16 protein-coding genes are annotated in these 23,885 nt (G+C 65.0%); 7 read left to right on the top strand and 9 right to left on the bottom strand.

What is annotated here, in order from left to right:
• Positions 1 to 49 precede the first annotated feature (49 nt).
• Entirely contained in the window at positions 50 to 721 is a 672-nt protein-coding gene (locus AWB80_RS18615; RefSeq protein ID WP_061176136.1) for an arylesterase, read from the bottom strand.
• On the opposite strand from AWB80_RS18615, the gene AWB80_RS18610 reads away from it, so the two are divergent.
• Positions 720 to 1,421 (top strand): ABC transporter ATP-binding protein, encoded by a 702-nt coding sequence (locus AWB80_RS18610; RefSeq protein ID WP_061176135.1) that lies wholly within the window; start codon positions 720 to 722, stop codon positions 1,419 to 1,421. The two genes, AWB80_RS18615 and AWB80_RS18610, sit on opposite strands and share 2 nt — an antisense overlap.
• A 49-nt stretch (positions 1,422 to 1,470) precedes the next feature.
• Here AWB80_RS18610 and pgi read toward each other — a convergent pair whose 3' ends face one another.
• The 3 genes from pgi to AWB80_RS18595 all read right to left on the bottom strand — a co-directional run bounded on the left by pgi (position 1,471) and on the right by AWB80_RS18595 (position 6,224).
• On the bottom strand, positions 1,471 to 3,105 hold the full coding sequence (pgi, locus tag AWB80_RS18605) for a glucose-6-phosphate isomerase (protein ID WP_061176134.1): 1,635 nt from the start codon (positions 3,103 to 3,105) through the stop codon (positions 1,471 to 1,473).
• A gap of 191 nt (positions 3,106 to 3,296) precedes the next feature.
• Positions 3,297 to 4,859 (bottom strand): NAD(P)H-hydrate dehydratase, encoded by a 1,563-nt coding sequence (locus AWB80_RS18600; protein WP_061176133.1) that lies wholly within the window; start codon positions 4,857 to 4,859, stop codon positions 3,297 to 3,299.
• 72 nt (positions 4,860 to 4,931) lie between these two features.
• Positions 4,932 to 6,224 (bottom strand): FAD-dependent oxidoreductase, encoded by a 1,293-nt coding sequence (locus AWB80_RS18595; RefSeq protein ID WP_061176132.1) that lies wholly within the window; start codon positions 6,222 to 6,224, stop codon positions 4,932 to 4,934.
• Positions 6,225 to 6,676: 452 nt separating this feature from the next.
• Here AWB80_RS18595 and purL point away from each other — a divergent pair, with 452 nt between their 5' ends.
• Together purL and AWB80_RS18585 are read left to right on the top strand one after the other, a co-directional pair.
• Entirely contained in the window at positions 6,677 to 10,714 is a 4,038-nt protein-coding gene (gene purL, locus AWB80_RS18590; protein ID WP_061176131.1) for a phosphoribosylformylglycinamidine synthase, read from the top strand.
• An 870-nt stretch (positions 10,715 to 11,584) separates the two neighbouring features.
• Positions 11,585 to 14,017: a family 20 glycosylhydrolase gene (locus AWB80_RS18585; RefSeq protein ID WP_061176130.1), complete on the top strand. Its 2,433-nt coding sequence runs from the start codon at positions 11,585 to 11,587 to the stop codon at positions 14,015 to 14,017.
• Between the two features lie 75 nt (positions 14,018 to 14,092).
• Here AWB80_RS18585 and AWB80_RS18580 read toward each other — a convergent pair whose 3' ends face one another.
• The 5 genes from AWB80_RS18580 to AWB80_RS18560 form a co-directional block, all read right to left on the bottom strand.
• Positions 14,093 to 14,875 (bottom strand): peptidylprolyl isomerase, encoded by a 783-nt coding sequence (locus AWB80_RS18580; protein ID WP_061176129.1) that lies wholly within the window; start codon positions 14,873 to 14,875, stop codon positions 14,093 to 14,095.
• An 82-nt stretch (positions 14,876 to 14,957) separates the two neighbouring features.
• Positions 14,958 to 15,272 carry a BolA family protein gene (locus AWB80_RS18575; RefSeq protein WP_061176128.1) on the bottom strand — a complete coding sequence of 105 codons (315 nt, stop codon included), beginning with the start codon at positions 15,270 to 15,272 and terminating at the stop codon, positions 14,958 to 14,960.
• The gene (locus tag AWB80_RS18570) at positions 15,269 to 15,805 is read right to left on the bottom strand and encodes a septation protein A (RefSeq protein WP_061176127.1); all 537 of its coding nucleotides are present in this window, start codon (positions 15,803 to 15,805) and stop codon (positions 15,269 to 15,271) included. Before AWB80_RS18570 ends, AWB80_RS18575 begins: the two co-directional genes overlap by 4 nt.
• Before the next feature lie 131 nt (positions 15,806 to 15,936).
• Positions 15,937 to 16,353 carry a peptide-methionine (R)-S-oxide reductase MsrB gene (gene msrB, locus AWB80_RS18565; RefSeq protein ID WP_061176126.1) on the bottom strand — a complete coding sequence of 139 codons (417 nt, stop codon included), beginning with the start codon at positions 16,351 to 16,353 and terminating at the stop codon, positions 15,937 to 15,939.
• Positions 16,354 to 16,399: 46 nt separating this feature from the next.
• Positions 16,400 to 17,992: a protein adenylyltransferase SelO gene (locus AWB80_RS18560; protein ID WP_061176125.1), complete on the bottom strand. Its 1,593-nt coding sequence runs from the start codon at positions 17,990 to 17,992 to the stop codon at positions 16,400 to 16,402.
• A gap of 88 nt (positions 17,993 to 18,080) precedes the next feature.
• Between AWB80_RS18560 and AWB80_RS18555 the strand changes: the two genes are divergently transcribed.
• The 4 genes from AWB80_RS18555 to AWB80_RS18540 all read left to right on the top strand — a co-directional run bounded on the left by AWB80_RS18555 (position 18,081) and on the right by AWB80_RS18540 (position 23,813).
• The gene (locus tag AWB80_RS18555) at positions 18,081 to 19,739 is read left to right on the top strand and encodes a 3-(methylthio)propionyl-CoA ligase (protein ID WP_061176124.1); all 1,659 of its coding nucleotides are present in this window, start codon (positions 18,081 to 18,083) and stop codon (positions 19,737 to 19,739) included.
• Positions 19,740 to 19,910: 171 nt separating this feature from the next.
• Positions 19,911 to 21,995 carry a 3-hydroxyacyl-CoA dehydrogenase NAD-binding domain-containing protein gene (locus tag AWB80_RS18550; protein WP_061176123.1) on the top strand — a complete coding sequence of 695 codons (2,085 nt, stop codon included), beginning with the start codon at positions 19,911 to 19,913 and terminating at the stop codon, positions 21,993 to 21,995.
• The gene (gene pncA / locus AWB80_RS18545; protein ID WP_425266867.1) at positions 21,988 to 22,638 is read left to right on the top strand and encodes a bifunctional nicotinamidase/pyrazinamidase; all 651 of its coding nucleotides are present in this window, start codon (positions 21,988 to 21,990) and stop codon (positions 22,636 to 22,638) included. Before AWB80_RS18550 ends, pncA begins: the two co-directional genes overlap by 8 nt.
• Positions 22,635 to 23,813 carry an acetyl-CoA C-acyltransferase gene (locus tag AWB80_RS18540; protein WP_061176121.1) on the top strand — a complete coding sequence of 393 codons (1,179 nt, stop codon included), beginning with the start codon at positions 22,635 to 22,637 and terminating at the stop codon, positions 23,811 to 23,813. Before pncA ends, AWB80_RS18540 begins: the two co-directional genes overlap by 4 nt.
• Positions 23,814 to 23,885: the final 72 nt, after the last annotated feature.

Raw genomic sequence — 23,885 nt, 5'->3', positions numbered from 1 at the left:
GCCATGTTCCGCGTTGTTGGAAAAGCTGTCGCGGGCCGGCGCGTCGTCTTCAATGCGCGGCGCTTGCGCCCAGCAAGGGTTTCAAGATTGGCCAGACGTTATCCAATAGCAATGGCTGGGCCTGCACTGTCGGATGAATCTGGTCGGCCTGAAACATGGCAGGCTTGTCAGCAATGCCGGCAAGCAGGAAGGGCACGAGCGACACTTTCTTTTCCTTCGCGATGCGCTCGTACACCGCGTGGAACTTTTGCGAATAGTCGGGGCCGTAATTGGGCGGAACGTACATGCCGATGAGTAAAACCTTCGCATGCGCCGCCTGCGACGCATCGACAATACCGCGCAGATTCGTTTCCGTCGTGGCAAGCGGAACGCCGCGCAGCGCATCGTTCGCGCCGAGCTCGACGATCACGACGTCCGGCTTGATGCGGGACAGCACGGCGGTCAGCCGCGCGCGGCCGCCGCTCGTGGTGTCGCCGCTGATGCTCGAATTGGCGACGCTATAATCGAGACGCTCCTTCGCCAGACGCTCGCGCAAGAGATTCACCCAGCCCGTGTCGCGCGGCAGGCCGTATTCGGCCGACAGGCTATCGCCTAGCACGACGATCGCGGGTTTGGGTTGCGTGGCTGCCTGCGCATCGGCGGCATGCGCGGTCCCGGACCATGCCGCCATCAATGCGATTGCGGGAACGAAGCCGCGCCAGTTCTTTTTCAGAGTGTCCATGCAAAACAATATCGAGCCGGTCATCGAAGTACGGGGTTTAAGCAAGCGGGTGAAGGACGCAACGGGCGAGCTCACGATTCTCGATCAGATCGATCTGTCGATCGCGAAGGGCAGCAGCGTGGCGATCGTCGGCGCATCAGGCTCGGGCAAGTCGACACTGCTCGGTCTGCTTGCCGGGTTGGACAGCGCGAGCGAGGGCTCGGTTCGTCTGCTCGGCAAGGAACTGTCCGCGTTGAACGAAGACGAGCGCGCCGCGCTGCGCAGCGGCGCGGTCGGTTTCGTGTTCCAGTCGTTCCAGTTGATGCCGCATCTGACCGCGCTCGAAAACGTGATGCTGCCGCTCGAATTGCGCGCGGAGATACCGCACGGCGAAATCGCGGCGCGCGCGCGATCGCTGCTCGATCAAGTCGGGCTGTCCCAGCGCACCGGCCATTATCCGAAGCTGCTTTCGGGCGGCGAACAGCAGCGCGTTGCGCTCGCGCGTGCCTTCGTCACGCATCCGGCCGTACTTTTCGCCGACGAACCCACCGGCAGCCTTGACGCCACCACCGGCTACGCGATCATCGACCTGATGTTCGAGATGAACCGTCGCAATGGCGCGACGCTCGTGCTCGTCACGCATGATGCCGAGCTGGCCGAGCGTTGCGACGCCACGGTGACGATCGAAGCCGGGCGGCTCGTGAACGGCCTGAGCGTATGAAAAAGCCCGCAACGCCGAAGCACTGCGGGCCACGAACCTACAGCGAGCCTTAACGCTTCAACGCCGCGCGCGCACGCGCGATCAACGCGGACGTCGACGAGTCATGCTTGGCCGGATCGGCGCTCGCGGCGGTGATATCGGCCTCGACGACCTTGCCGAGAATCTTGCCGAGCTCCACGCCCCACTGATCGAACGAGTTGATGTCCCACACCGTGCCCTGCACGAGCACCTTGTGCTCGTAGAGCGCGATGAGCGCGCCGAGCGTTTGCGGCGTGAGGGCGTCGAGCATGATCGTCGTGGTGGGCCGGTTGCCGGGGAAGCTCAGATGCGTCGCCAGTTCTTCCTTGCCCGGACCCGCCACTTTCTTCGCTTCTTCCAGCGTGCGGCCGAGCATCAGCGCCTCGCTTTGCGCGAAGCAGTTGGCGAGCAGTTTCGCGTGATGATCGACAAGCGGATGTTCCGGCGTCAGCACCGCGATGAAGTCGATCGGAATGATCGTCGGGCCCTGATGCAGCATCTGGAAGAACGCGTGCTGGCCGTTCGTGCCCGGCTCGCCCCAGATCACGGCGGCGGTCGGATAGTCGACCATCTTGCCGTCTAGCCGCGCGGACTTGCCGTTGCTTTCCATCTCCAGTTGCTGGAGATACGAAGGCAGATAGTGCAGCGCCTGCGAATACGGCGCGACCAGATCGCTTTGCGAGCCGAAGAAGTTGCGATACCAGATGCCGATCATGCCCATCAGCACGGGCAGATTCTTGTCGAGCGGCGCGGTGCGGAAGTGCTCGTCCATCGCCGCCGCGCCTTGCAGCAGCGCGTCGAAATTCTGCGGACCGACCGACAGCATGATCGAAAGGCCGACCGCCGACCACAGCGAGTAGCGGCCACCGACCCAGTCCCACATCTCGAAGACGTTTTCCTTGGCGATGCCGAACTTCACGACCTCGGCCGGATTCGCCGATACCCCGACGAAATGCTTCGACAGTTGATCTTCGGGACAGCCGGACTTCAGGAACCAGTCGCGCATCGAGTGCGCGTTGGTCATCGTTTCGAGCGTCGTGAAGGTCTTGGAGACGATGATCGCGAGCGTCTCTTCGGCGTCGACTTGCTGAAGGACGTTCCAGAGATCGGCGCCGTCGACGTTCGAGACGAAGTGCGTGTCGAGATCTTTCGAGGCGAGATGATGCAGCGCGTGCACGACCATCTTCGGCCCGAGGTCCGAGCCGCCGATGCCGATGTTCACCACATGGCGGATGCGTTTGCCGGTATAGCCTTTCCAGGAGCCGTCGCGCACGCGATCGGAGAAGGCGGCCATTTTGGCCTTTTCCTTCTGCACCTGCTCGTAGAAAGGCGCGTCGGGCGACTGCGCGCGCAGCGCCGTATGCAGCACCGCGCGCTGCTCGGTGATGTTGACGATATCGCCACGGAACATCGCGTCGCGGCGTTCGGTGACCTTGGCCTGCTGCGCGACCTCGACGAGCAACTTCAGCGTTTCGTCCTTGACGCGGTTCTTGGAGAAGTCGATTGCGAGGCCGCCGCCCTGAAAGGTGAGGCGCTCGGCGCGCGTCGGCGCGGCATCGTTCTGCGGCGCGAACCAGTCGCGCAGGCGCTCGCCGGAAATGGCATCGTAATGCGACTGGAGCGCCGACCAGGCAGGAAGCGAGTTCAGCATCGAGTTTTGGGTCATGAGCGGTCCGTTAGTCTGAGGGTGACAGAGGAATACGTTCGTGCGATTGCGGCTCGGCTCGCCTGTGCGTGTCGTGTTTGGTGAACGCAAGTGAACGCGACTAAACGGCCGCGGTTGCCCGAATCAAAAAAGAGTATAGCGACGATGCATGAACGGATGCTTGCAAAGCGTCACAACGCCTTCGCGGGCCGTCAGCTTCGCGCGTGTTCGGCGTAAAAACGCCGGTTGATGAGCTTGCGCACCGCGGGCGCGAGCTCGCCCGCCGTCAACCCCGCCGGGCCGATGCCGTCGTCCGTGAGCGTCTGCGCGGCGAGACCGTGGAGATACACGCCCGCGAGCGCGGCTTCGTAGGCGGGCAGTTTCTGCGCGAGCAATGCGCCGATCAATCCGCCGAGGACGTCGCCGGTGCCGCCGGTCGCGAGCCCGGCGTTGCCGGTCGGGTTCACCGCGACGCGGCCATCGGGCGAGGCGATCACCGTGCCCGATCCCTTGAGCACCGCGATCGCCGCATAGCGCGCGGCCAGTTGACGCGCGGCGGCGATGCGGTCGGCCTGAACCGCTTTCGCGTCGGTTTGCAGCAGACGCGCCGCTTCGAGCGGATGCGGCGTCAGGATGCACGGGTCGCCCTGTGCGCCGCGCGCCGCGACCGCGGACGCGAGCGCGTCGTCTTTCGCGATGAGATTGAGCGCGTCGGCATCGAGGAGCTTGGGCACGTCGAGCGTCAGCGCGTTTGCGAGCAACTGTTTCGCGCGCTCGCCCGCGCCCATGCCGCAGCCGATCGCGAGCGCGTCCATCTTATCGAGCGCGAAGCCGTCGGCGCAATGCAGCATGAGTTCCGGATGCGGCGGGTCGTAGGGCGGAAAGCCTTCGCCCAGGAACGCGACGTTCACCTTGCCCGCGCCGCCGTACAGCGCCATGCGTGCCGCGAGAACCGGTGCGCCGCACATGCCCGTGTCGCCGCCGATCACCGCGAGCGAGCCGAACGTGCCCTTGTTGGTCGCGTTGTCGCGCGGCGGCATGCACGCGCCGAAGAGTGCGGGCGCGTTCAGCACGATCGACGGCGCGGCGCTCGCGTCGACATCGAGCGTCGATACGAAAAGACGCCCAGTCAGATCGCGGCCTTGCGACGTGAAATGCCCCGGCTTCGCGCCGATGAACGTGATGGTTTCCGTCGCGCGGACGGCTTCGCCGCCGTTCACGGGCGCGCCGGTGTCGCTGTTCAGGCCGCTCGGAACGTCGAGCGCGAGCACGCGGCCCGCTGAGCGCGCACGCCGCGTGAGACGCGCGGCCACCTCGGCGAACACGCCGTCGAGCGGACGCGTCAGGCCGATGCCGAACATGCCGTCGACGAGCCAGCCGAAACCGTCGAAGGTCGCGGGCGGCTGGGTGTCGATCGGCACGCCCGCGGCGCGCGCCGATTCGAGCGCCCAGCGCGCGTCGTCCGGCTTCACTTCGACCGGCATGCACACGCGCACGGCGACGCCCGCGCGATGCAGGCGCTCGGCCATCACGAGCGCGTCGCCGCCGTTGTTGCCGGGTCCCGCCACGAGCCACACCGGCAGCGCGCGGGCGTCCGGAGCATGTTCGGATGCATCGATCAGGTATTGGGCGGCGGCCGCGCCCGCGCGCGCCATCAGCGTGTGAGGCGGCAGCGCGGCGGCAGCGCGCGCTTCGAGGTTGCGCAGCTCCGCGAGCGTCAGGAGCGCGAGCGGTTCGTCGCGCGGAGAGAACCAGGGTGAGCGGGCAGCGGTCATGGCGGCAGGCGGAAGGGCGTTTCGAGATTCGAGTCGTCGGAGCCCCGCGCCCGCAGCAACCGTGCCTGTCCGCTAGAAGCGTTCGACGCTCAGCGCGGCAAGGGTATCGGCCGGGAGATCGGGCGTGACGCCGGAAACGAGGTCCGCGACCACTTTAGCAGACCCGCACGCGAGGCCCCAGCCCGCCGGACCGTGCGCCGCGTTGACGAACAGCCGTGGATGGCGCGTCGCGCCGACGATCGGCAGGCCGTCGGCGGAAATCAGGCGCAACCCTTCCCACGGGCGCGCGACGGAAACGCGCGCCGCGCCCGGAATCCAGTCGTGCGTGCCTTGGCCGAGGATATCGAGCGCGCGGCGCGAAAGCGTGGCGTCGAGCGGTTTATCGGCCTTGGATGCGCTCTGAAACACGCCCGCGCCCGCAACGCGCAGCCGCTGGCTCACGCGCGTCATCGTGATGCGCTTGATCGAATCGACGACCGTCAGATGCGGCGCGCGCTCCTCGTACGCGACGGGCGCGGTGAGCGTGTGCACGCGCAGCGCAAAGAGCGACGCCGCCGATTTGATGCCGCCGATGAGCCCCGGCGTGCCGACGCCCGCTGCGACGACGATCGCATCGGCCGTGATCAGTTCGACCTCGGCGTGGCGCTTTTTGCCTTCGTTCGGATTGGCGAGTTCGACCGCGGCGCGCGCGCCCTCCAGACGCACCGACGCCACCGCGCGATGCATGCGGAACTGCACGCCATCGTCCTCGAGCACCTGCTTCAGCTGCTTGGTGAAGAGCGGGCAGTTGCCGGTGCGCTCCTCCGGCAGCAGCACGCCGCCCGCGAATTCGGGGTAATCGGGCACGGAAGGCTCGACGGCGACGCATTCCTCGGGCGTCAGTACCCGATACGGCACGCCGCAGCCCTTCAACAGGTCGATGGCCGGTTGCGCCTCCTCCAGCTCGCGCGGCTGGCGGAACACATGCAGCATGCCGCGGCGCTGTTCGAAATCGAGTTCCAGCCGGCCTTCGATAGACGCGATCTCGCGCCGCGACGCATCGACGAGCGGTTGCAGATGCGCGTACTGCGCGGCGAACGTTTCGGGATCGCGCAACGTCGCGAGTTGCTTGAGAAAATCGCGCGCGGCCGCGTCGAAGCCGGTCTTGACCGCCATGCCGCTTTGCTTCGAGCGGCTCGACACCATGAAGGTCGGCCCGAACCAGACATCGAGCGGCGAGGGCAGGAGCGCGCCGCCCTGACCATAGGTGGCGCCTTGCGCGACGGTCGCGTGGCGCTCTACTACGCAGACGCGGTGTCCGGCCGCATGCAGCTGATACGCGGTGGCGATGCCGGCGATTCCTCCGCCGATGACGATGACATCCATGACTTTTTTGTGCCCGAAGGCGCGAGATTGCAGTGGTGCGCGGCGTGACGCGCGGGCGGAAGCGCCCAATGCCGCGCGCCTTGACGATGAAACCTCGGGCGCGGCGGCGCGACCCGGCGCGCGTCGTACCCGAAGAAAGCGCGCCATGATAGCGCCAAAATCGTGTGCCAGGGACACGCAAGCCGCCCGGACATGCGGCCCGCCGACCGCTCCGTCCCGCACGGCCAGGCGGGCACGAGCGGGCGCGAAGTGATTTCGGGATGCGCAGCGCTGTCGCGCGGCGCTCCGACGGACCGCCCGGGCCGATTTCGAGACGCATCCGGGGTATAATCGCGGTCTTCCTTTCGCCTCACGCCGTATCGCGTGCTCGAATCCGAATTTGCGAATTTCCGGATTTGCAAACAGCGAGCGTCGCGCGAGCGGCACACAGACGTCATCGACGCACCGTCACAATGGCCCACTTCTCGTGTTTCCCCGGCGCTTCGGCCCTCTCCGATTTCCGTCAGACCCGCCTCCTCGAAACGCTCGCCCGCATCGACGCGAATATCGTCGGCGTGCGCGGTCAGTTCCTGCATTTCGTCAACGCGTCCGCGCCGCTCACGGACGATGACAACAGCCGCATCGAGGCGCTGATGCACTACGGCGCGCCGTTCGAGGAATCGAAGGAACGCGGCCACGTCGAGAGCTTCATGGTGGTGCCGCGCTTCGGCACGGTCTCGCCGTGGGCGAGCAAGGCGACCGACATCGCGCATCATTGCGGGCTCGACAAGGTGCGGCGCATCGAGCGTGGCGTCGAGTACTCGGTCATCATGAAAAGCGGCTTTCTCGGCGGCAAGAAGGCGCTGTCGGACGAAGCGCGCGCGGCCGTCGCGGATGCGCTGCACGACCGCATGACGGAAAGCGTCGCGGCATCGCGCGATCAGGCGCTGCATCTGTTCGATGAACTGCCCGCCAGGCCGCTGCAGACGGTCGACATCATCGGCGCGGGACACAAGGCGCTCGAAGCGGCGAACGCGGAACTCGGCCTCGCGCTCGCGGACGACGAAATCGACTATCTGGTGAACGCGTTCGAAGGCCTGAAGCGCAATCCGACCGATGTCGAGCTGATGATGTTCGCGCAAGCCAACAGCGAGCATTGCCGCCACAAGATCTTCAACGGCGAATGGACCATCGATGGCGACAAGCAGGACATGTCGCTGTTCCAGATGATCCGCAATACGGAAAAGCTGAATCACGAAGGGACGATCGTCGCGTATTCGGACAATTCGGCTGTCATGCGTGGCGGCGTCGCCGAGCGCTGGTTCCCGCGCGGGACGGACGAGCAGTATCGGCGTCACGTCGAACTGACGCATACGCTGATGAAGGTCGAGACGCACAATCACCCGACCGCGATTTCCCCGTTCGCGGGCGCGGCGACGGGTTCCGGCGGCGAAATCCGCGACGAAGGCGCGACGGGCCGCGGCGCGCGTCCGAAGGCCGGTCTCGCGGGCTTCACCGTGTCGAACCTCGACCTGCCCGACGCGCGCGAGAAATGGGAGAACGCACGCGATTCCGCCGTGCCGCTCGCCTCGCGCAATCCGGCCGACCAGCACGAGCCGTATGGCAAGCCCGAGCGCATCGCGTCGCCGTTGCAGATCATGATCGACGGGCCGATCGGCGCCGCCGCGTTCAACAACGAATTCGGCCGCCCGAACCTCGGCGGCTATTTCCGCACCTACGAGCAGAACGTCGCGGGCCGCGTGCGCGGCTATCACAAGCCGATCATGATCGCGGGCGGCATCGGCAATATCTCGGATCAGCACACGCACAAGAACGATCTCCCGGCGGGCACGCTGCTGATCCAGATCGGCGGCCCGGGCATGCGTATCGGCATGGGCGGCGGCGCGGCTTCGTCGATGGCGACCGGCGCGAACACCGCCGAGCTCGACTTCGACTCGGTCCAGCGCGGCAATCCGGAAATCCAGCGCCGCGCGCAGGAAGTCATCAACACCTGCTGGCAGATGGGCGAGGGCAATCCGATCCTGTCGATTCACGACGTCGGCGCGGGCGGCATCTCGAATGCGTTCCCGGAACTCGTCGATGGCGCGGGCAAGGGCGCGCGCTTCGATCTGCGCAAGGTGCAACTGGAAGAAAGCGGCCTGTCGCCGCGCGAAATCTGGTCGAACGAAGCGCAGGAGCGTTACGTGCTGGCCATTTCGCCCGCCGATCTGCCCGCGTTTCAGGCAATCTGCGAGCGCGAACGCTGCCCGGTAGCAGTCGTCGGCGTGGCGACGGAAGAGCGTCAACTGAAACTGATCGACGAGGCCAACGACGGCCAGGAACCCGTCGACATGCCGATGGACGTGCTGCTCGGCAAGCCGCCCAAGATGCACCGCGATGTGAAGCGCGAGAGCGCGCAATTCACGCCCGTCGACGTGACGGGGCTGCCGCTGTCCGAAGTCGCCGTCGACGTGCTGAAGCATCCGACGGTCGCGAGCAAGTCGTTCCTCATCACCATCGGCGACCGCTCGGTCGGCGGCACGACCGCGCGCGACCAGTTCGTCGGCCCGTGGCAGGTGCCCGTCGCCGATTGCGCCGTGACGACGATGGATTACGCGGGCTACCGCGGCGAAGCGATGACGATGGCCGAGCGCACGCCGCTTGCCGTCATCGACGCGCCCGCATCGGGCCGCATGGCGGTGGGCGAGGCGGTGACGAACATCGCGTCGGCGCCGATCGAGTCGTTGAACAAGCTGAAGCTGTCGGCGAACTGGATGGCCGCGTGCGGCAGCGCGGGGGAAGACGCCGCGCTCTACGACACCGTGAAGGCCATCGGCATGGAGCTGTGCCCGGCGCTCGGCATCAGCATTCCGGTCGGCAAGGATTCGCTGTCGATGCGCACGAAGTGGCAGGACGCGCGCGGCGGTGCGCGCGAGGTCGTGTCGCCGGTGTCGCTGATCATTTCGGCGTTCGCGCCGGTCGAGGACGTGCGCCGTCATCTGACACCCCAGCTCGTCAACGACACGAACACGGTGCTGATCGCGATCGATCTGGGCCGCGGCCGCAACCGCATGGGCGGCAGCATCCTCGCGCAAGTAACGCAGCAGGTCGGCGACACGGTCCCCGATGTCGACGATCCCGAAGACCTCAAGCGCTTCTTCAACGCGATCCAGGCGCTCAACGCCGATGGCAAGCTGCTCGCCTACCACGACCGCTCCGACGGCGGCCTGTGGGCGACCGTTTGCGAGATGGCGTTCGCGGGTCACGTGGGCGTGTCGCTGAACATCGACATGCTGACGCTCGACGCCGAACACGAATCCGATTACGGCGACGCGAAGGACTGGGCCAAGCAGACGAGCGGCCGCCGCGAAGACCGCACGATCCGCGCGCTGTTCTCCGAAGAACTCGGCGCGGTGGTGCAGGTGCGCGCAACGGAGCGCGATGCGGTGCTCGCCGCGTTGCGCGAACACGGTTTGTCGGCGTGCTCGCATGTGATCGGCAAGCCGAACGAGAGCGGCGCGATCGAGATTTATCGCGATGCAAAGAAGATTTTCGATGCACCGCGCGTGGAGTTGCATCGCGCGTGGAGCGAGGTGAGCTGGCGCATCGCGCGTCTGCGCGACAACCCGGCCTGCGCGGATGCCGAATACGACGCACTGCTCGATGCGGCTGATCCCGGCATCGCGCCGGTGCTGACCTTCGATCTGGCGGAAGACGTCGCCGCGCCCTTCGTTTCGACGCAGGCGCGGCCACGCGTCGCGATTCTGCGCGAGCAGGGCGTGAACTCGCATCTGGAGACGGCGTATGCATTCGACCGCGCCGGCTTCGACGCGCACGATGTCCACATGAGCGACCTGCTCGAAGGCCGCGCGACGCTCGCCGATTTTGCGGGCGCGGTTGCGTGCGGCGGCTTCTCGTACGGCGACGTGCTGGGCGCGGGCGAGGGCTGGGCCAAGACGATCCGTTTCAACCCGCGTCTTGCCGACATGTTCGCCGCGTTCTTCGGCCGCGCCGATACTTTCGCGCTCGGCATCTGCAACGGCTGCCAGATGATGTCGAGCCTGGCGTCGATCATTCCCGGCGCGGAGAACTGGCCGAAGTTCACGCGCAACAAGTCGGAGCAGTTCGAGGCGCGCTTCTCGCTCGTCGAAGTGCAAAGCTCGCCGTCGATCTTCTTCGCGGGCATGGAAGGCTCGCGCATTCCGGTCGCGGTCGCGCATGGTGAAGGCTTCGCTGACTTCTCGCAGCAGGGAGATCAGGCGAAGGCGCTCGTCGCGATGCGTTATGTCGATCATCGAGGTAATGCGACGGAGCAGTATCCGTTCAACCCGAACGGCTCGCCGCAGGGCATCACGTCGGTGACGACGCCCGATGGGCGCTTTACAGTGCTGATGCCGCACATGGAGCGTGTGCATCGCAATGTGCAGATGAGCTGGACGCCCGATGAGTGGACCACCGATGGCAGCCCTTGGTTGCGGGTGTTTCAGAACGCGCGGCGGTTCCTCGGGTGAGTGTTTCGGCTTACGCCGGATCCCGTTTTCGTGTCGGTGTATTAGCGTTGCCCCTGTGCGGGGCGGCACCTACTTTCTTTGCTGCTGCAAAGAAAGTAGGCAAAGAAAGCAGCTTGTCCCATCCTGAACGCTTCAAGCCGGCCGCGGCACAGGCGAGCGAGATTGGGCACAGCCGTAGCGAGTGCCTTCATAGGTCTAACCGGGCGTGGACCGCGCACGGTCTGACTCATCGCACCTCAACACAAACTGGTTCAGCACGAAATGGCTCCGGCCCGCTTCGCGGCCGATGGGTACATCGGGTCTGCGTGTGCGTGTGCTGCTTCGGTTCTCTTTGCACTTTTCTCGTCGGTTTCCCTTGCAAACCCAACGGCAGCGCGTAGCGCTGTGCCGAAGCTATTTCGTGCTGAACCAGCGCGCTAAAACGACTAGCTTGTCAGACCGTGCGCGGTCCACGCCCGAGGTGGCCTATGAGGGCACTCGCTACTGCTGTGCCCTAGCCGTTCGCCTGTGCCGCGGCCGGTGTGAGGCGTTCCGGATGGGGAAAGCTGCTTTCTTTGGTTACTTTCTTTGCAGCAGCAACGAAAGTGACTGCCGCCCCGCACAGGGGCAACGCTAACAGACCGACGCGCAAGCGGGATCCGGCGAAAGCCGAAAGTGTGCCAAGGCACTCCAACGTCAACTTTTCGACCGCCTCACCATTGCCTTCCAGCAGCTTTCTCAAAATTACCAACCTGTAAGTTACAGGTATAGTGCATCAGCGCGTCGTCATCAGACGCGTTGAATCACGGAGGAGAAATGAGGCAATTTCGAAAAAAATGTTCAGGTATGCAAAATTTATTGTCAGCTGCGCTAATGGCGATAGTGTGTCTGATGACCGCAGCCTGCGGCGACAGTTCTGACTCAAGCGCGACAAATCTGTCACCAACGGCCCGCGCAGCCGCCCTCGGCGAGAACCTGAAGGTACGCGTCGAGATCGACGCCAACGATGCCGCAAAATCCGGGACGAACTGCGCCGACCTCGGCGCCGACTGGGCGAGCTGCGCCCGCGGCAAGCTGATTCTCGAAAACACCGGCGGCCGCAGCCTCGCGTCAGGCGGCTGGACGCTGTACGTACACAGCATCCGGCGCATCCTGATGGTCGAGCATCCCGCATTCGCGTGGAAACATATCACCGGCGACCTGTACGCGCTCACGCCGCGTGCCGGCGCGTTCACGCTCGGCGCGGGCGAGCGCGTCGAGGTGCCGTTCGTCGGCGAGTACTGGTATCAGCGCTACAGCGACCTGTTGCCGCGCGCGTACGTCGTCGCCGATGGCAATGCGACGCCCGCCATCCTCAAGCACAACGATACCGATGACGAAACGCAGTACGTCGACCGCATTCCGCCGAGCGCGGACGACGCAGCCGCGTTCGCCGCAACGCCCGCGCAAGTCCAGCGCGCCCGCGCGGAAACCGCGCCGCCCTCATTGCAGCAAAGCGCCGCGCGCGCCGTGCCGGCCGTGCTGCGCGAGACGGCGGGCGAAGGCGCGGTGCAAGTCGGCGGGATCGATCTGTCAATGGCGGGATTGACGTCGTCGCAAGCGGCAGCGCTCAAATCGCGCGTGACGACGCTCGGCCTGAACGGCGCGGCCGTGCGCGTGAACGGGCAGATCGTCGGTGGCGCGCTGCCCGCCGATATCGCGCGCTCGGGCGGCTATCGCCTGACCATCGCGCAGAGCGGCGTGAACGTCGACTCATTCGATGCCGCCGGGCTCTTCTACGGCGTGCAGACGCTGCTGTCGCTCACGCCGGCGGGCGGCGGCAGCGTGCCGGCAACGACGATCGAAGACGCGCCGCGCTATGTTTATCGCGGCATGCACGTGGATGTCGCGCGCAACTTCCGCCAGCCCGCCACGCTGCACCGCCTGATCGACCAGATGGGCGCGTACAAGCTCAACCGGCTGCATCTGCATCTGTCGGACGACGAAGGCTGGCGCATCGAGATTCCAGGTCTGCCCGAACTCACCGACATCGGCGCGAAGCGTTGCCACGACCTCACCGAAACGAAGTGCCTGTTGCCGCAACTCGGCTCGGGACCGGATAACCGTTCGGGCGGCGGCTATCTGAGCCGCGCCGACTATGTCGCGCTGGTGCGCTACGCGGCGGACCGTTTCGTCGAGATCATCCCCGAGATCGACATGCCCGGGCACTCGCGCGCCGCGGTCGTATCGATGGAAGCGCGCTATCAGCGTCTGAGCGCGCTGGGCGACACGGGAAGCGCGAGCGCATACAGGCTGCTCGATCCGGCGGACACGTCGAACGCGACGACCGTCCAGTTCTACGATCGCCGCAGCTTCATCAATCCGTGCTCGGCCGGCGCGCAGCGTTTCGCGTCGAAGGTGATCGGCGAAATCGCGTCGATGCATCGCGAGGCCGGCGCGCCGCTTTCCGTGTGGCACTTCGGCGGCGACGAAGCGAAGAACATCCTGCTCGGCGCGGGCTTTCAGCCGCTCGACGGCACCGATCCCGGCAAGGGTCACGTGAATCTCGCGGCGCAGGACAAGCCGTGGGGACGCTCGCCGCAGTGCGCGGCGCTGATCGCGTCGGGCAAGGTGGCATCCGTCGATGAATTGCCGTCGATGTTCGCGCGCCAGGTGAGCCAGATCGTTCACGCGAACGGCATCGGCACGATGGCCGCGTGGCAGGACGGCATCAAGCACGCGAACGGGCCGCAGGATTTCGCGACGTCGAGCACGATGGTGACGATGTGGGACACGATCTTCTGGGGCGCATCCGACACCGTGCAGACGCTCAGCAGTCAAGGCTACAAGACGGTGCTCGCGTTGCCGGACTATCTGTACTTCGACTTCCCGTATGCGTTCGATCAGCCTGAGCGCGGTTACTACTGGGGGTCACATGCTACAGACGGCTTCAAAACCTTCTCGCTCGCGCCGGACAATCTGCCGCAGAACGCGGAGATCATGGGCGACCGTGACGGCAAGCCGTTCGAGGTGACGAGCGCGGGACCGGCGCCGCGCATCGAAGGCATTCAGGGGCAGGCCTGGGCCGAGGTGATGCGCACGGATCAGCAGTTCGAGTACATGGTGTATCCGCGTCTGCTCGCGCTGGCCGAACGCGCATGGCATCGGGCGGCGTGGGAGCGGCCGTACGTGCAGGGCGAGCGCTACAAGCTCGGCGATACCGATAAGGTCGACAAGGCCGCGCTCGCGCAGGATTGGGCGAGCTTCCTGAGTGTGGTGCAGAACCGCGAGTTGCCGAAGCTGTCGCGCTCGGGTGCTGTCACGAGGGCGAAGCTGGGCGGTTGATGGTGCTGGAAACGACAAAGCCGCCCGAGGGCGGCTTTGTCTTCGATCGCATCGCGAAAGGAAAGGCGAGGGCGCTTACTTCACCACCGCCTTGTTCCGCAGACCCTCTTCGAACGTCTGCAGCTTCTCCTGCTGAATCTGCTGCGCAATCTGCGCCTTCACCTGCTCGAGCGGCGGCGGGGCGACTTCACGCGAATCATCCAGGCGGATGACGTGCCAGCCGAACTGCGTCTTCACCGGCTGAGGCGTCACTTCACCCTTTTTCAGCTTCTCCGCTGCCGCACCGAACTCGGGCACGTAAGCCGAAGGCGACGACCAGTCCAGATCGCCGCCGTTCTTGCCCGATCCCGGGTCCTTCGAATATTGCTTCGCGAGATCCTCGAAGCTTGCGCCGCCCTTGATCTTCGCGATCAGATCCTTCGCCTGCGCTTCGTCCTCGACGAGAATGTGATGCAGATGCAGTTCCTTGCCGCCGCCGTTCTGCTTGACGAGCTGGTCATAGCGCGCCTTGATCTCGGCGTCGGTCGGCGTGTTCTTCTTCACGAAATCTTCGATCAGCGCGCGCAGCACCACGGTCTGTTGCGCGACGGCGACTTGCGCCTTCACATCGGGGCGCGTCGCGATGCCTTCGCGCGCCGCTTCCTGCATGAGGATTTCGCGGTTGATGAGTTCCTCGCGCACCGCCTGCTGAAGTTGCGGCGAATCCTGTTGACCCTGCGCCACGAGCTGTTTAACGAGCGCATCGGCGCGCGACGTGGGAATCGGCGTGCCGTTGACGACGGCGATGTTTTGCGCAAACGCGGGAGCAGCCGCGAATGCAGCGAGCAACACCCAGACGCGGGGTTTTTTCAAAGTCATCGAAGGTTCCTAACTGAGCAGACTGACGCCTTCAAGGGCGAGATTAAAGAGGCAAGGCTTGATTGATGAACCGCGCGTGTGTCTATTGGAATTGTTCTGCGAACTCCTGCGGCGTGTAAGCCCGGATCGCGAGCGCGTGCACGCCGCGCCGCATTTCCTCGGCCAGCGCATCATACACCAGCCGATGTCGCGCCACGCGCGCCCGGCCGGCGAAGCATTCCGCGACGATCGTCACCGTGTAGTGGCTGCCCGCCGCAGCGCCGGCATGGCCCGCGTGCGCGGCGCTGTCGTCGTCGATGTGTACCGAATGCGGTTGCAGTGCGGCGTTCAGGCGCGCTTCGAGATGCGCGATCTTGTCCGCCGCCGATGCGTTGGTGAAATCGAACGATGCGCTCATTGCCCGTCCTCCTTCATGTATTTCGCGAGCCAGAAGCTTTGCGCGACGATGAACACGACCAGACATCCCGTCGCGCCGAACAGCTTGAAGTTCACCCACTGATCGGTGGTGAAGTTATACGCGACGAACAGGTTCACGATGCCGAGCAGCGCGAAGAACACCGCCCACGCGACATTCAATTGTCCCCACACGCGATGCGGCAACACGATCTGCTTGCCCATCATCGCTTCGATCAGATTCTTTCTGAAACCGATCTGCGCGACGATCAGCGCGAACGCGAAGAGCCAGTACAACGCGGTCGGCTTCCATTTGATGAAGGTATCGTTGTGCAGCACGAGGGTCGCGCCGCCGAACACGACGACGACACCGAGACTGACCCACAGCATCGCATCGACCTTGCGATGCCGGAACGCGACCCAGGCGATCTGCACGAGCGTCGCGGCGATCGCGACCGCCGTCGCGGTATAGATGCCCCATACCTTGAATGCGACGAAAAAGAGGATGATCGGAAACAGATCGAACAGAAATTTCATTGGCGGCCGGAGGTGATGGGCACCGGATGCGGTGCAGGGCGCGCGAGTGGCGAGCGCCCGACCGGTAAAGGTGCGGGCGTCGATGCGACGGAATGCGGAGCGCTACCGGGCGCCCCGTGCCGGACTCGCGCTTACTTGGGTTCGAATTGTAGCGCAGCCGAGTTGATGCAATACCGCAAACCGGTCGGCGCGGGGCCGTCTTCGAATACGTGGCCGAGATGCGCGCCGCAGTTCTTGCACAGCACTTCGATACGCAACATGCCGTGCGTGCGGTCGGTTTTTTCCTGGATTACTTCGCCGTTGATCGGCTTGAAGTAGCTGGGCCAGCCGCAGCCTGCATCGAATTTCGTGTCGGATTCGAAAAGCGGTGTGCCGCAACACACGCAGTCATAGATGCCGCGCTCGTCGTGATCCCAGTATTTGCCGGTAAAAGGGCGTTCGGTCACGGCGTGGCGCGTGACCTGGTACTGCATCTCGTCGAGTTCGCGACGATAAGTGGCGTCGTCCTTTTGCAGCGGATAGCTCGTCGGGGTGTCGTCGTGGCTCATGTGATTCCTTTGATGTGGCCGCAAGGCCCTGTATATAAGGGCGATCCTACGAAGAACAACTGACTTCGAGATCGCCTGCCCAGTCGGGAGGCAGGCCAGCATAGGCCTCGTACTGGGGCTGTTCGTCGTACGGATGGCGCAGCACGTCCAACAGGCGTGCGACTTCCGAAAAGCCCTTCTCGTTCGCCTGGCGGATCGCCTGTTCCGCCAGATGATTGCGCAGCACGTATTTCGGATTCACGCGATTCATCGCCTCGGCGCGCGCGGCGTCGTCGCGCGGCTCGTGGGCGAGGCGTTCTCGATACTGCGCAGCCCACGCATCGAAGGCGGCGCGGTCGAGGAACAGGTCGCGCACGGGCGCATCGTGACTCGCGTCGGATTTCGAGAGCTTCGACAAGTTCCGGAACGTCAGCGTGAAGTCCGCGCGATTCGCGTGCATGATTTCGAAGAGGCCGTTGGCGAGCTTGTCGTCGCCTTCGCGCTCGATGTCGAGGCCGAGCTTCGCGCGCATTTTCGCGACGAGCGCGGGCCCGAAACGTTCCTTGTAGCGTTCCATCACTTTCTGCGCCTCTTCGACCACGCGCTCGGAGCGTCCTTCTTCCGGCAGGTTTTCGCCGAAGAGCGGCACGAGCGCCTGCGCAAGACAGAAGAGGTTCCAGTACGCGACCTGCGGCTGGCGGCCATACGAATAACGTCCCTGCGTATCCGAATGATTGCAGACGTGATGCGCGTTGAACGCGTCCATGAAGCCGAACGGGCCGTAGTCGATCGTAAGTCCGAGGATCGACATGTTGTCGGTGTTCATCACGCCGTGGCAGAAGCCGACGCCTTGCCACTCCGCCATCAGATCGGCGGTGGAGCGCACGGCTTCATCGAGCAGCGCGAGGTAGGGATCGTCCTGCTCCCTGCAATGCGGATAGAAACGGTCGATGACGTGATCGGCGAGCTTGCGCAGATCGTCGATGCGATCGTTCGCATAAAAATGCTCGAAGTGGCCGAAGCGCACGAAGCTCGGCGACACGCGCGTGACGATGGCCGCCGTTTCGATGCTCTCGCGGCGCACCGGCAGATCGGAGCCGATGACGGCAAGCGCGCGCGTCGTCGGGATGCCGAGATGGTGCATCGCTTCCGAGCACAGGAACTCGCGGATCGACGAGCGCAGCACCGCGCGGCCATCGCCCATGCGCGAGTAGGGCGTGCGGCCCGCGCCCTTCAGTTGCACTTCGACGCGCGCGCCGTCGTGCTGGACTTCGCCGAGCGTGAGCGCGCGGCCATCGCCCAACTGGCCCGCCCACACGCCGAACTGATGCCCCGAATAGACGGCGGCATAAGGCAACGCATCGCTGGGCCAGTCGCGCGTCGGATTGCCGGCGAAGTACGCTGCGAATTCATTCTTTTCAGGACCGGTGGCGATGTCCGGATCGAAACCGAGCGATTCGGCCATTTCGCGCGACAGCCCGATGAGATAGGGATCTGGCACCGGCGCGGCGGGAAGAGGCGTGAGAAATGCGCTGCCGAGCGCGGCGAACGAGTCAGCCAGACCGGCCTCGATCGCGCTCGCAATTTCGCGCATGGAACGCGCATCGGCTGGCGTCTCGTCGCGCGCCGCGCGCACGGCATTGCTTGGGGAAAACGACATATTGAGCGCCTCAGAGTTAAACGATATTGTAAATCCGCGTCCGCGGGCCTGCAGGAGCCGGCCCGTCAACCCATCGAGGACATTGCCTATGACGTCGCCGCTCTACGGCCAGATGATGGAAGTACCGCTGCTCGCGTCGTCCCTGCTGTCTTATGCCTCGCGCCACTTCGGCGACAACGAGATCGTGTCGCGCCGCATCGAAGGCGATATCCACCGTTATACCTACCGCGATTGCGAAAAGCGGGCGAAACAGCTTGCGCAGGCGCTGGTTGCGCTCGGCGTTGAACAGGGCGAGCGCATCGGCACGCTCGCATGGAACGGCTACCGGCATCTGGAGTGCTATTACGGCGTGAGCGGCATGGGCGCGGTCTGCCACACGATCAACCCGCGCCTCTTTCCCGATCAGATCGCGTTCATCATCGATCACGCGGACGATTCGTACATCTGCTTCGACATGACTTTTGGCCCGCTCGTCGAACTCATCGCGCCGCAGTGCCCGAACGTGAAAGGCTGGATCGCGCTCGGCGACGCCGCGTGCATCGGCGAGCATCTGTCGAACATGAGCGTGCCGGTGATGAGCTACGAGAGCCTCATCGGCGAGCAGGACGGCGACTACGAATGGCCGATGCTCGACGAACGCCAGGCTTCGTTTCTCTGCTACACGTCGGGCACGACGGGCAATCCGAAGGGCGCGCTGTACTCGCATCGCTCGACGGTGCTGCATGCCTACGGCGCGGCGCTCCCCGACGCGATGGGCGCATCAGCGAGCGATGCGATTCTCCCCGTCGTGCCGATGTTCCATGTCAACGCGTGGGGCATTCCGCACGCCGGGCCGCTCGTCGGCGCGAAGCTCGTATTTCCCGGCAAGGACCTCGACGGCAAGTCGCTCTATGACTTGATGGAAGCGGAGGGCGTCACGTATTCGGCCGGCGTGCCGACGGTCTGGATGGGCCTGCTCGCCCACATGAAGCAGCAGAACCTGCGCTTCTCGACCCTCAGGCGCACGGTGATCGGCGGCTCGGCGTGCCCGCCCGCGATGCTGCGCACCTTCGAGGAAGACTACGGCGTGCAGGTGATCCACGCGTGGGGCATGACGGAGATGTCGCCGCTCGGCACGCTCTCGCGCCTCTCCTTCAAGCAGAAGCAGCGCCCGCTCGAAGCGCAGCGTCAGTCGCTGGAGAAGCAGGGCCACGCGATCTGCGGCGTCGACATGAAAGTGGTCGGCGACGACGGCCGCGAACTCCCGTGGGACGGCCAGTCGTTCGGCGATCTGTATGTGCGCGGACCGTGGGTCATCGACCGCTATTTCCGTCGCGACGACTCGCCGCTCATCGATGGCTGGTTCCCGACCGGCGATGTCGCCACCATCGATTCGGATGGCTTCATGCACATCACCGATCGCAGCAAGGACGTGATCAAGTCCGGCGGCGAATGGATCAGTTCGATCGATCTGGAGAACGTCGCGGTGTCGCATCCGCAGGTCGCGGAAGCGGCGTGCATCGCGTGCTCGCATCCGAAGTGGACGGAGCGGCCGCTGATCGTCGCGGTACTGAAACCGGGCGCCACGGTGACACGCGAGGAACTGCTCGCGCATTTCGAGGGCAAGGTCGCGAAGTGGTGGATTCCGGACGATGTCGTGTTCGCGCAGGAATTGCCGCATACCGCAACCGGCAAGCTGCAAAAAGTGCGGCTGCGCGAGCAGTATCGCGATTACGTATTGCCGGGCGCGGCCGAGAATCCCGTTTAACGCCGATCGCCTTTTCAACGCCCCGGTCCGCGCGAGCGGAGCCGGGGCTTTCTGCTTTTTCGGCGCTGTTGATCCGCGCGAATTCTTCAATTGAACGATCGTGCTTTTTTGTGTATTCTGCGCCCATCACCGACAATTCAATCAGTATCCAGCCGAAAAGGAGACACCTTCATGGCAGTGGATTACGCGATACGCGGCGATGTCGCCGTACTCACGCTCGACAATCCGCCCGTCAACGGGCTTGGGCATTCGACGCGCCTCGGCATCGTCGAAGGCATCGAGCGCGCGAACGATAGCAACGAGGTGCGAGCCGTCGTCATCATCGGCGCGGGCAAGGCGTTTTCGGGCGGTGCGGACATCACCGAATTCAACACGCCGAAAGCCACGCAAGAGCCGACGCTCATGACCGTGATCAAGGCGCTCGAAGCGAGCACGAAGCCCGTGATCGCGGCGATCCACGCGGTCGCGATGGGCGGCGGTCTCGAACTTGCGCTCGGCGCGCATTACCGCATCGCCGCGCCCGGCGCGCAGATCGCGCTGCCGGAAGTGAAGCTCGGTTTGCTGCCCGGAGCGGGCGGCACGCAGCGCCTGCCGCGCGTGGTCGGGCTGGAAACCGCGCTGAACATGATCGTGTCGGGCACGCCGGTGCTGTCCGAGAAGCTCGCGCAAACCGCGCTCTTCGACGAACTCGCCGAAGGCGATCTGCTGGAGCACGCGCTGTCGTTCGCAAAGCGCGTCGCCGAGCGCGGCGCTCCTTATCCGAAGGTGCGCGATCGCAAGATCGAACATCCGAATGCCGAAGGCTTCATCCAGTTCGCGCGGAACGGCGTCGCGGCGGTCGCGAAGCATTTCCCGGCGCCGCACAAGTGCATCGACGCCGTCGAAAAAGGCGTGAAGGAAGGCTTCGAGCGCGGCCTCGCATTCGAGCGCGAGTGCTTTCTCGCGCTCGTGCAGACGCCCGAAAGCCGCGCGCTGCGACATGCGTTCTTCGGCGAGCGCGCGGCGGCCAAGGTCGCCGATGTGCCGTCGAATACGCCTGTCAGGAAGATCGAACGCATCGGCGTGATCGGCGCGGGCACGATGGGCGGCGGCATCGCGATGAACTTCCTCAACGCGGGGCTGCCCGTCACGCTGCTCGAAACGAAGCAGGACGCGCTCGATCGCGGCATCGCCACGATTCGCCGCAACTACGAAGCGCAGGTCAAGAAAGGCAAGCTCACGCAGGAGCAGGTCGAAACGCGCATCGCGCTGATTCAGCCGACGCTCGCCTACGCCGACCTCGCGCACGCGGACCTCATCATCGAAGCCGTGTTCGAAGAGCTGAGCGTGAAGGAACAGGTGTTCCGCCAGCTCGATGACGTCGCGAAGCCGGGCGCGATCCTCGCATCGAATACGTCGACGCTCGATCTGAACCGCATCGCCTCTTTCACGAAGCGCCCCGGCGATGTGATCGGCATGCACTTCTTCAGCCCCGCGAATGTGATGAAGCTGCTCGAAGTCGTGCGCGGCGCAAAGACGGAGAAGGACGTGCTCGCGACCGTCATGCAGCTCGCGAAGAAAATCAAAAAGACGGCGGTGGTGTCGGGCGTGTGCGACGGCTTCATCGGCAACCGCATGATCGAGCAGTACATCCGGCAAGCGCTCTTCATGCTGGAAGAGGGCGCGCTGCCCGCGCAGATCGATCGCGCGATCGAGACCTTCGGCTTCGCAATGGGCCCGTTTCGCATGAGCGATCTCGCGGGCAACGACATCGGCTGGGCGATCAGGAAGCGCCGCTATCGGGAGCAGCCGGATCTGCGTTATTCGCGCGTCGCGGATCGTCTCTGCGAAATGGGCCGCTTCGGACAGAAGACCGGCGCGGGCTGGTACGACTATCAGGCGGGCAAGCGCGATGCGGCGCCCTCGAAACAGGTCGATGAAATGATCGTCGCGTATTCGAAGGAGCAGGGCGTCGAGCGGCGCAAGATCGGCGATGAAGAGATCGTCGAGCGTCTCGTGCTCGCGCTGGTCAACGAAGGGGCGAAGATTCTCGACGAAGGCATCGCCGGCAAGGCGTCGGATATCGACATGGTCTATCTGACGGGCTATGGCTTTCCGATCTGGCGCGGCGGTCCGATGCTCTACGCGGACACCATCGGCCTCTACAACGTTGAACGCGCAATGCGCAAGTACGCGAAGCAGACCAACGGCGAAGCGTGGCAGCCTGCCGCGCGCGTGACCGAACTCGCGCAATCGAATGGACGCTTCAATGACTGAGATGAAACCCGTCGAAGATGTATTCCTCGTCGTCGATGTGCAGGTCGACTTCATGCCGGGCGGCGCGCTCGCGGTCGCACGCGGCGATGAAGTCGTGCCCGTCATCAACCGGCTTGCGCGCCGGTTCTCGCACGTCGTGCTGACGCAGGACTGGCATCCGCGCTCGCACGTCTCGTTCGCCGCGAATCACGCGGGCCGCCAGCCGTTCGAGATGATGACGCTGCCCTATGGCGAACAGGTGCTGTGGCCGGTGCATTGCGTGCAGGACACGCAAGGCGCGGCGCTGCATCGCGATCTGCATGTGCCGCACGCGCGCCTCGTGATTCGCAAGGGGCATCACGAGCACGTCGATAGCTACTCGGCGTTCATCGAAGCGGATCGCGCGACGCCGACAGGCCTCGAAGGCTATCTGCTCAATGTAGGTGCGAAGCGCGTCTGGCTCGCGGGACTCGCGACCGACTATTGCGTCGCGTGGTCCGCGCTCGATGCGCGCGCGGCGGGCTTCGAGGTCATCGTGATCGAGGACGCGTGCCGTGCAATCGACCTGAACGGCTCGCTCGACCAGGCGTGGCGCGACATGCGCGCGGCCGGCGTGCAACGCGTGAATTCGGACGACGTATTGAAAGCAAGGGAGACGACATGACCGATGCAGTCATCGTAGCGACGGCGCGCACCGCGCTCGCCAAATCGTGGCGCGGCGCGCTCAACATGACCCACGGCGCGACGCTCGGCGGCCATGTGACGAAGGCCGTCGTCGAGCGCGCGGGCATCGATCCGGCGCGCGTCGAAGACGTCATCATGGGCTGCGCGAATCCCGAAGGCGCGACGGGCATGAACATCGCGCGGCAGATCGCGTTGCGCGCCGGCTTGCCGGTTTCCGTGCCGGGCATGACGGTGAACCGCTTCTGCTCGTCGGGCCTGCAGACCATCGCGCTCGCCGCGCAGCGCGTGATGGCGGGCGAGGGCGATGTGTATGTCGCGGGCGGCGTCGAATCGATCTCGTGCGTGCAGAACGAGATGAACCGCCACATGCTGACCGATGGCTGGCTGAACCAGCACAAGCCGGAGATCTACTGGTCGATGCTGCAGACCGCCGAGAACGTCGCGAAGCGCTACGAGATATCGAAGGCGCGGCAGGACGAATACGGCGTGCGTTCGCAACAGCGCGCGGCGGCGGCGCAGGCGGCGGGCAGATTCGCCGATGAAATCGTGCCGATCACCGTGCTCGCCGGCATCGCCGACAAAACGACGGGGCGCATGTTCACGCAGGAAGTGACGCTCGCCGCCGACGAAGGCATCCGCGCCGATACGACGCTCGAAGGCGTATCGAACATCCGCACCGCGCTGCCGGGCGGCGTCGTCACGGCGGGCAACGCGAGCCAGTTTTCCGATGGCGCATCGGCGTGCGTCGTGATGAGCGCGGCGCTCGCCGAGAAAGAAGGGCTGGCTCCGCTCGGCATCTTCCGCGGCTTCGCGGTCGCGGGCTGCGAGCCGGACGAAATGGGCATCGGTCCGGTGTTCGCGGTGCCGAAGCTGTTGAAGCGCGCGGGCCTGTCCGTCGACGATATCGGCCTGTGGGAATTGAACGAAGCCTTCGCCGTGCAGGTGCTTCACTGCCGCGACACGCTGGGCATTCCCGACGAGCGCCTGAACGTGAACGGCGGCGCGATCGCGGTCGGGCATCCGTATGGCGTCTCGGGCGCGCGTCTGACGGGGCATGCGCTGATCGAAGGCAAGCGGCGCGGCGCGAAGTTCGTCGTGGTCACGATGTGCATCGGTGGCGGACAGGGCGCAGCGGGCTTGTTCGAAATCGTGTGACGGTTGCGCGCGTTGTTCGGCGCACGGCGATTTTTGCTACGCTTCAGTTCTCGTTCGAAAACAGGAGTCGCC

Source organism: Caballeronia pedi (assembly GCF_001544915.2).
In the GTDB taxonomy this organism is placed as follows: Bacteria; Pseudomonadota; Gammaproteobacteria; order Burkholderiales; family Burkholderiaceae; genus Caballeronia; species Caballeronia pedi.
This window is presented reverse-complemented; position numbering and strand designations above follow the sequence as displayed.

Coding starts and splice junctions, on each gene's coding strand:
- AWB80_RS18610 (WP_061176135.1), top strand. CDS start 720: ATGCAAAACAATATCGAGCCGGTCATCGAAGTACGGGGTTTAAGCAAG.
- AWB80_RS18615 (WP_061176136.1), bottom strand. CDS start 721: ATGGACACTCTGAAAAAGAACTGGCGCGGCTTCGTTCCCGCAATCGCA.
- pgi (WP_061176134.1), bottom strand. CDS start 3,105: ATGACCCAAAACTCGATGCTGAACTCGCTTCCTGCCTGGTCGGCGCTC.
- AWB80_RS18600 (WP_061176133.1), bottom strand. CDS start 4,859: ATGACCGCTGCCCGCTCACCCTGGTTCTCTCCGCGCGACGAACCGCTC.
- AWB80_RS18595 (WP_061176132.1), bottom strand. CDS start 6,224: ATGGATGTCATCGTCATCGGCGGAGGAATCGCCGGCATCGCCACCGCG.
- purL (WP_061176131.1), top strand. CDS start 6,677: ATGGCCCACTTCTCGTGTTTCCCCGGCGCTTCGGCCCTCTCCGATTTC.
- AWB80_RS18585 (WP_061176130.1), top strand. CDS start 11,585: ATGACCGCAGCCTGCGGCGACAGTTCTGACTCAAGCGCGACAAATCTG.
- AWB80_RS18580 (WP_061176129.1), bottom strand. CDS start 14,875: ATGACTTTGAAAAAACCCCGCGTCTGGGTGTTGCTCGCTGCATTCGCG.
- AWB80_RS18575 (WP_061176128.1), bottom strand. CDS start 15,272: ATGAGCGCATCGTTCGATTTCACCAACGCATCGGCGGCGGACAAGATC.
- AWB80_RS18570 (WP_061176127.1), bottom strand. CDS start 15,805: ATGAAATTTCTGTTCGATCTGTTTCCGATCATCCTCTTTTTCGTCGCA.
- msrB (WP_061176126.1), bottom strand. CDS start 16,353: ATGAGCCACGACGACACCCCGACGAGCTATCCGCTGCAAAAGGACGAC.
- AWB80_RS18560 (WP_061176125.1), bottom strand. CDS start 17,992: ATGTCGTTTTCCCCAAGCAATGCCGTGCGCGCGGCGCGCGACGAGACG.
- AWB80_RS18555 (WP_061176124.1), top strand. CDS start 18,081: ATGACGTCGCCGCTCTACGGCCAGATGATGGAAGTACCGCTGCTCGCG.
- AWB80_RS18550 (WP_061176123.1), top strand. CDS start 19,911: ATGGCAGTGGATTACGCGATACGCGGCGATGTCGCCGTACTCACGCTC.
- pncA (WP_425266867.1), top strand. CDS start 21,988: ATGACTGAGATGAAACCCGTCGAAGATGTATTCCTCGTCGTCGATGTG.
- AWB80_RS18540 (WP_061176121.1), top strand. CDS start 22,635: ATGACCGATGCAGTCATCGTAGCGACGGCGCGCACCGCGCTCGCCAAA.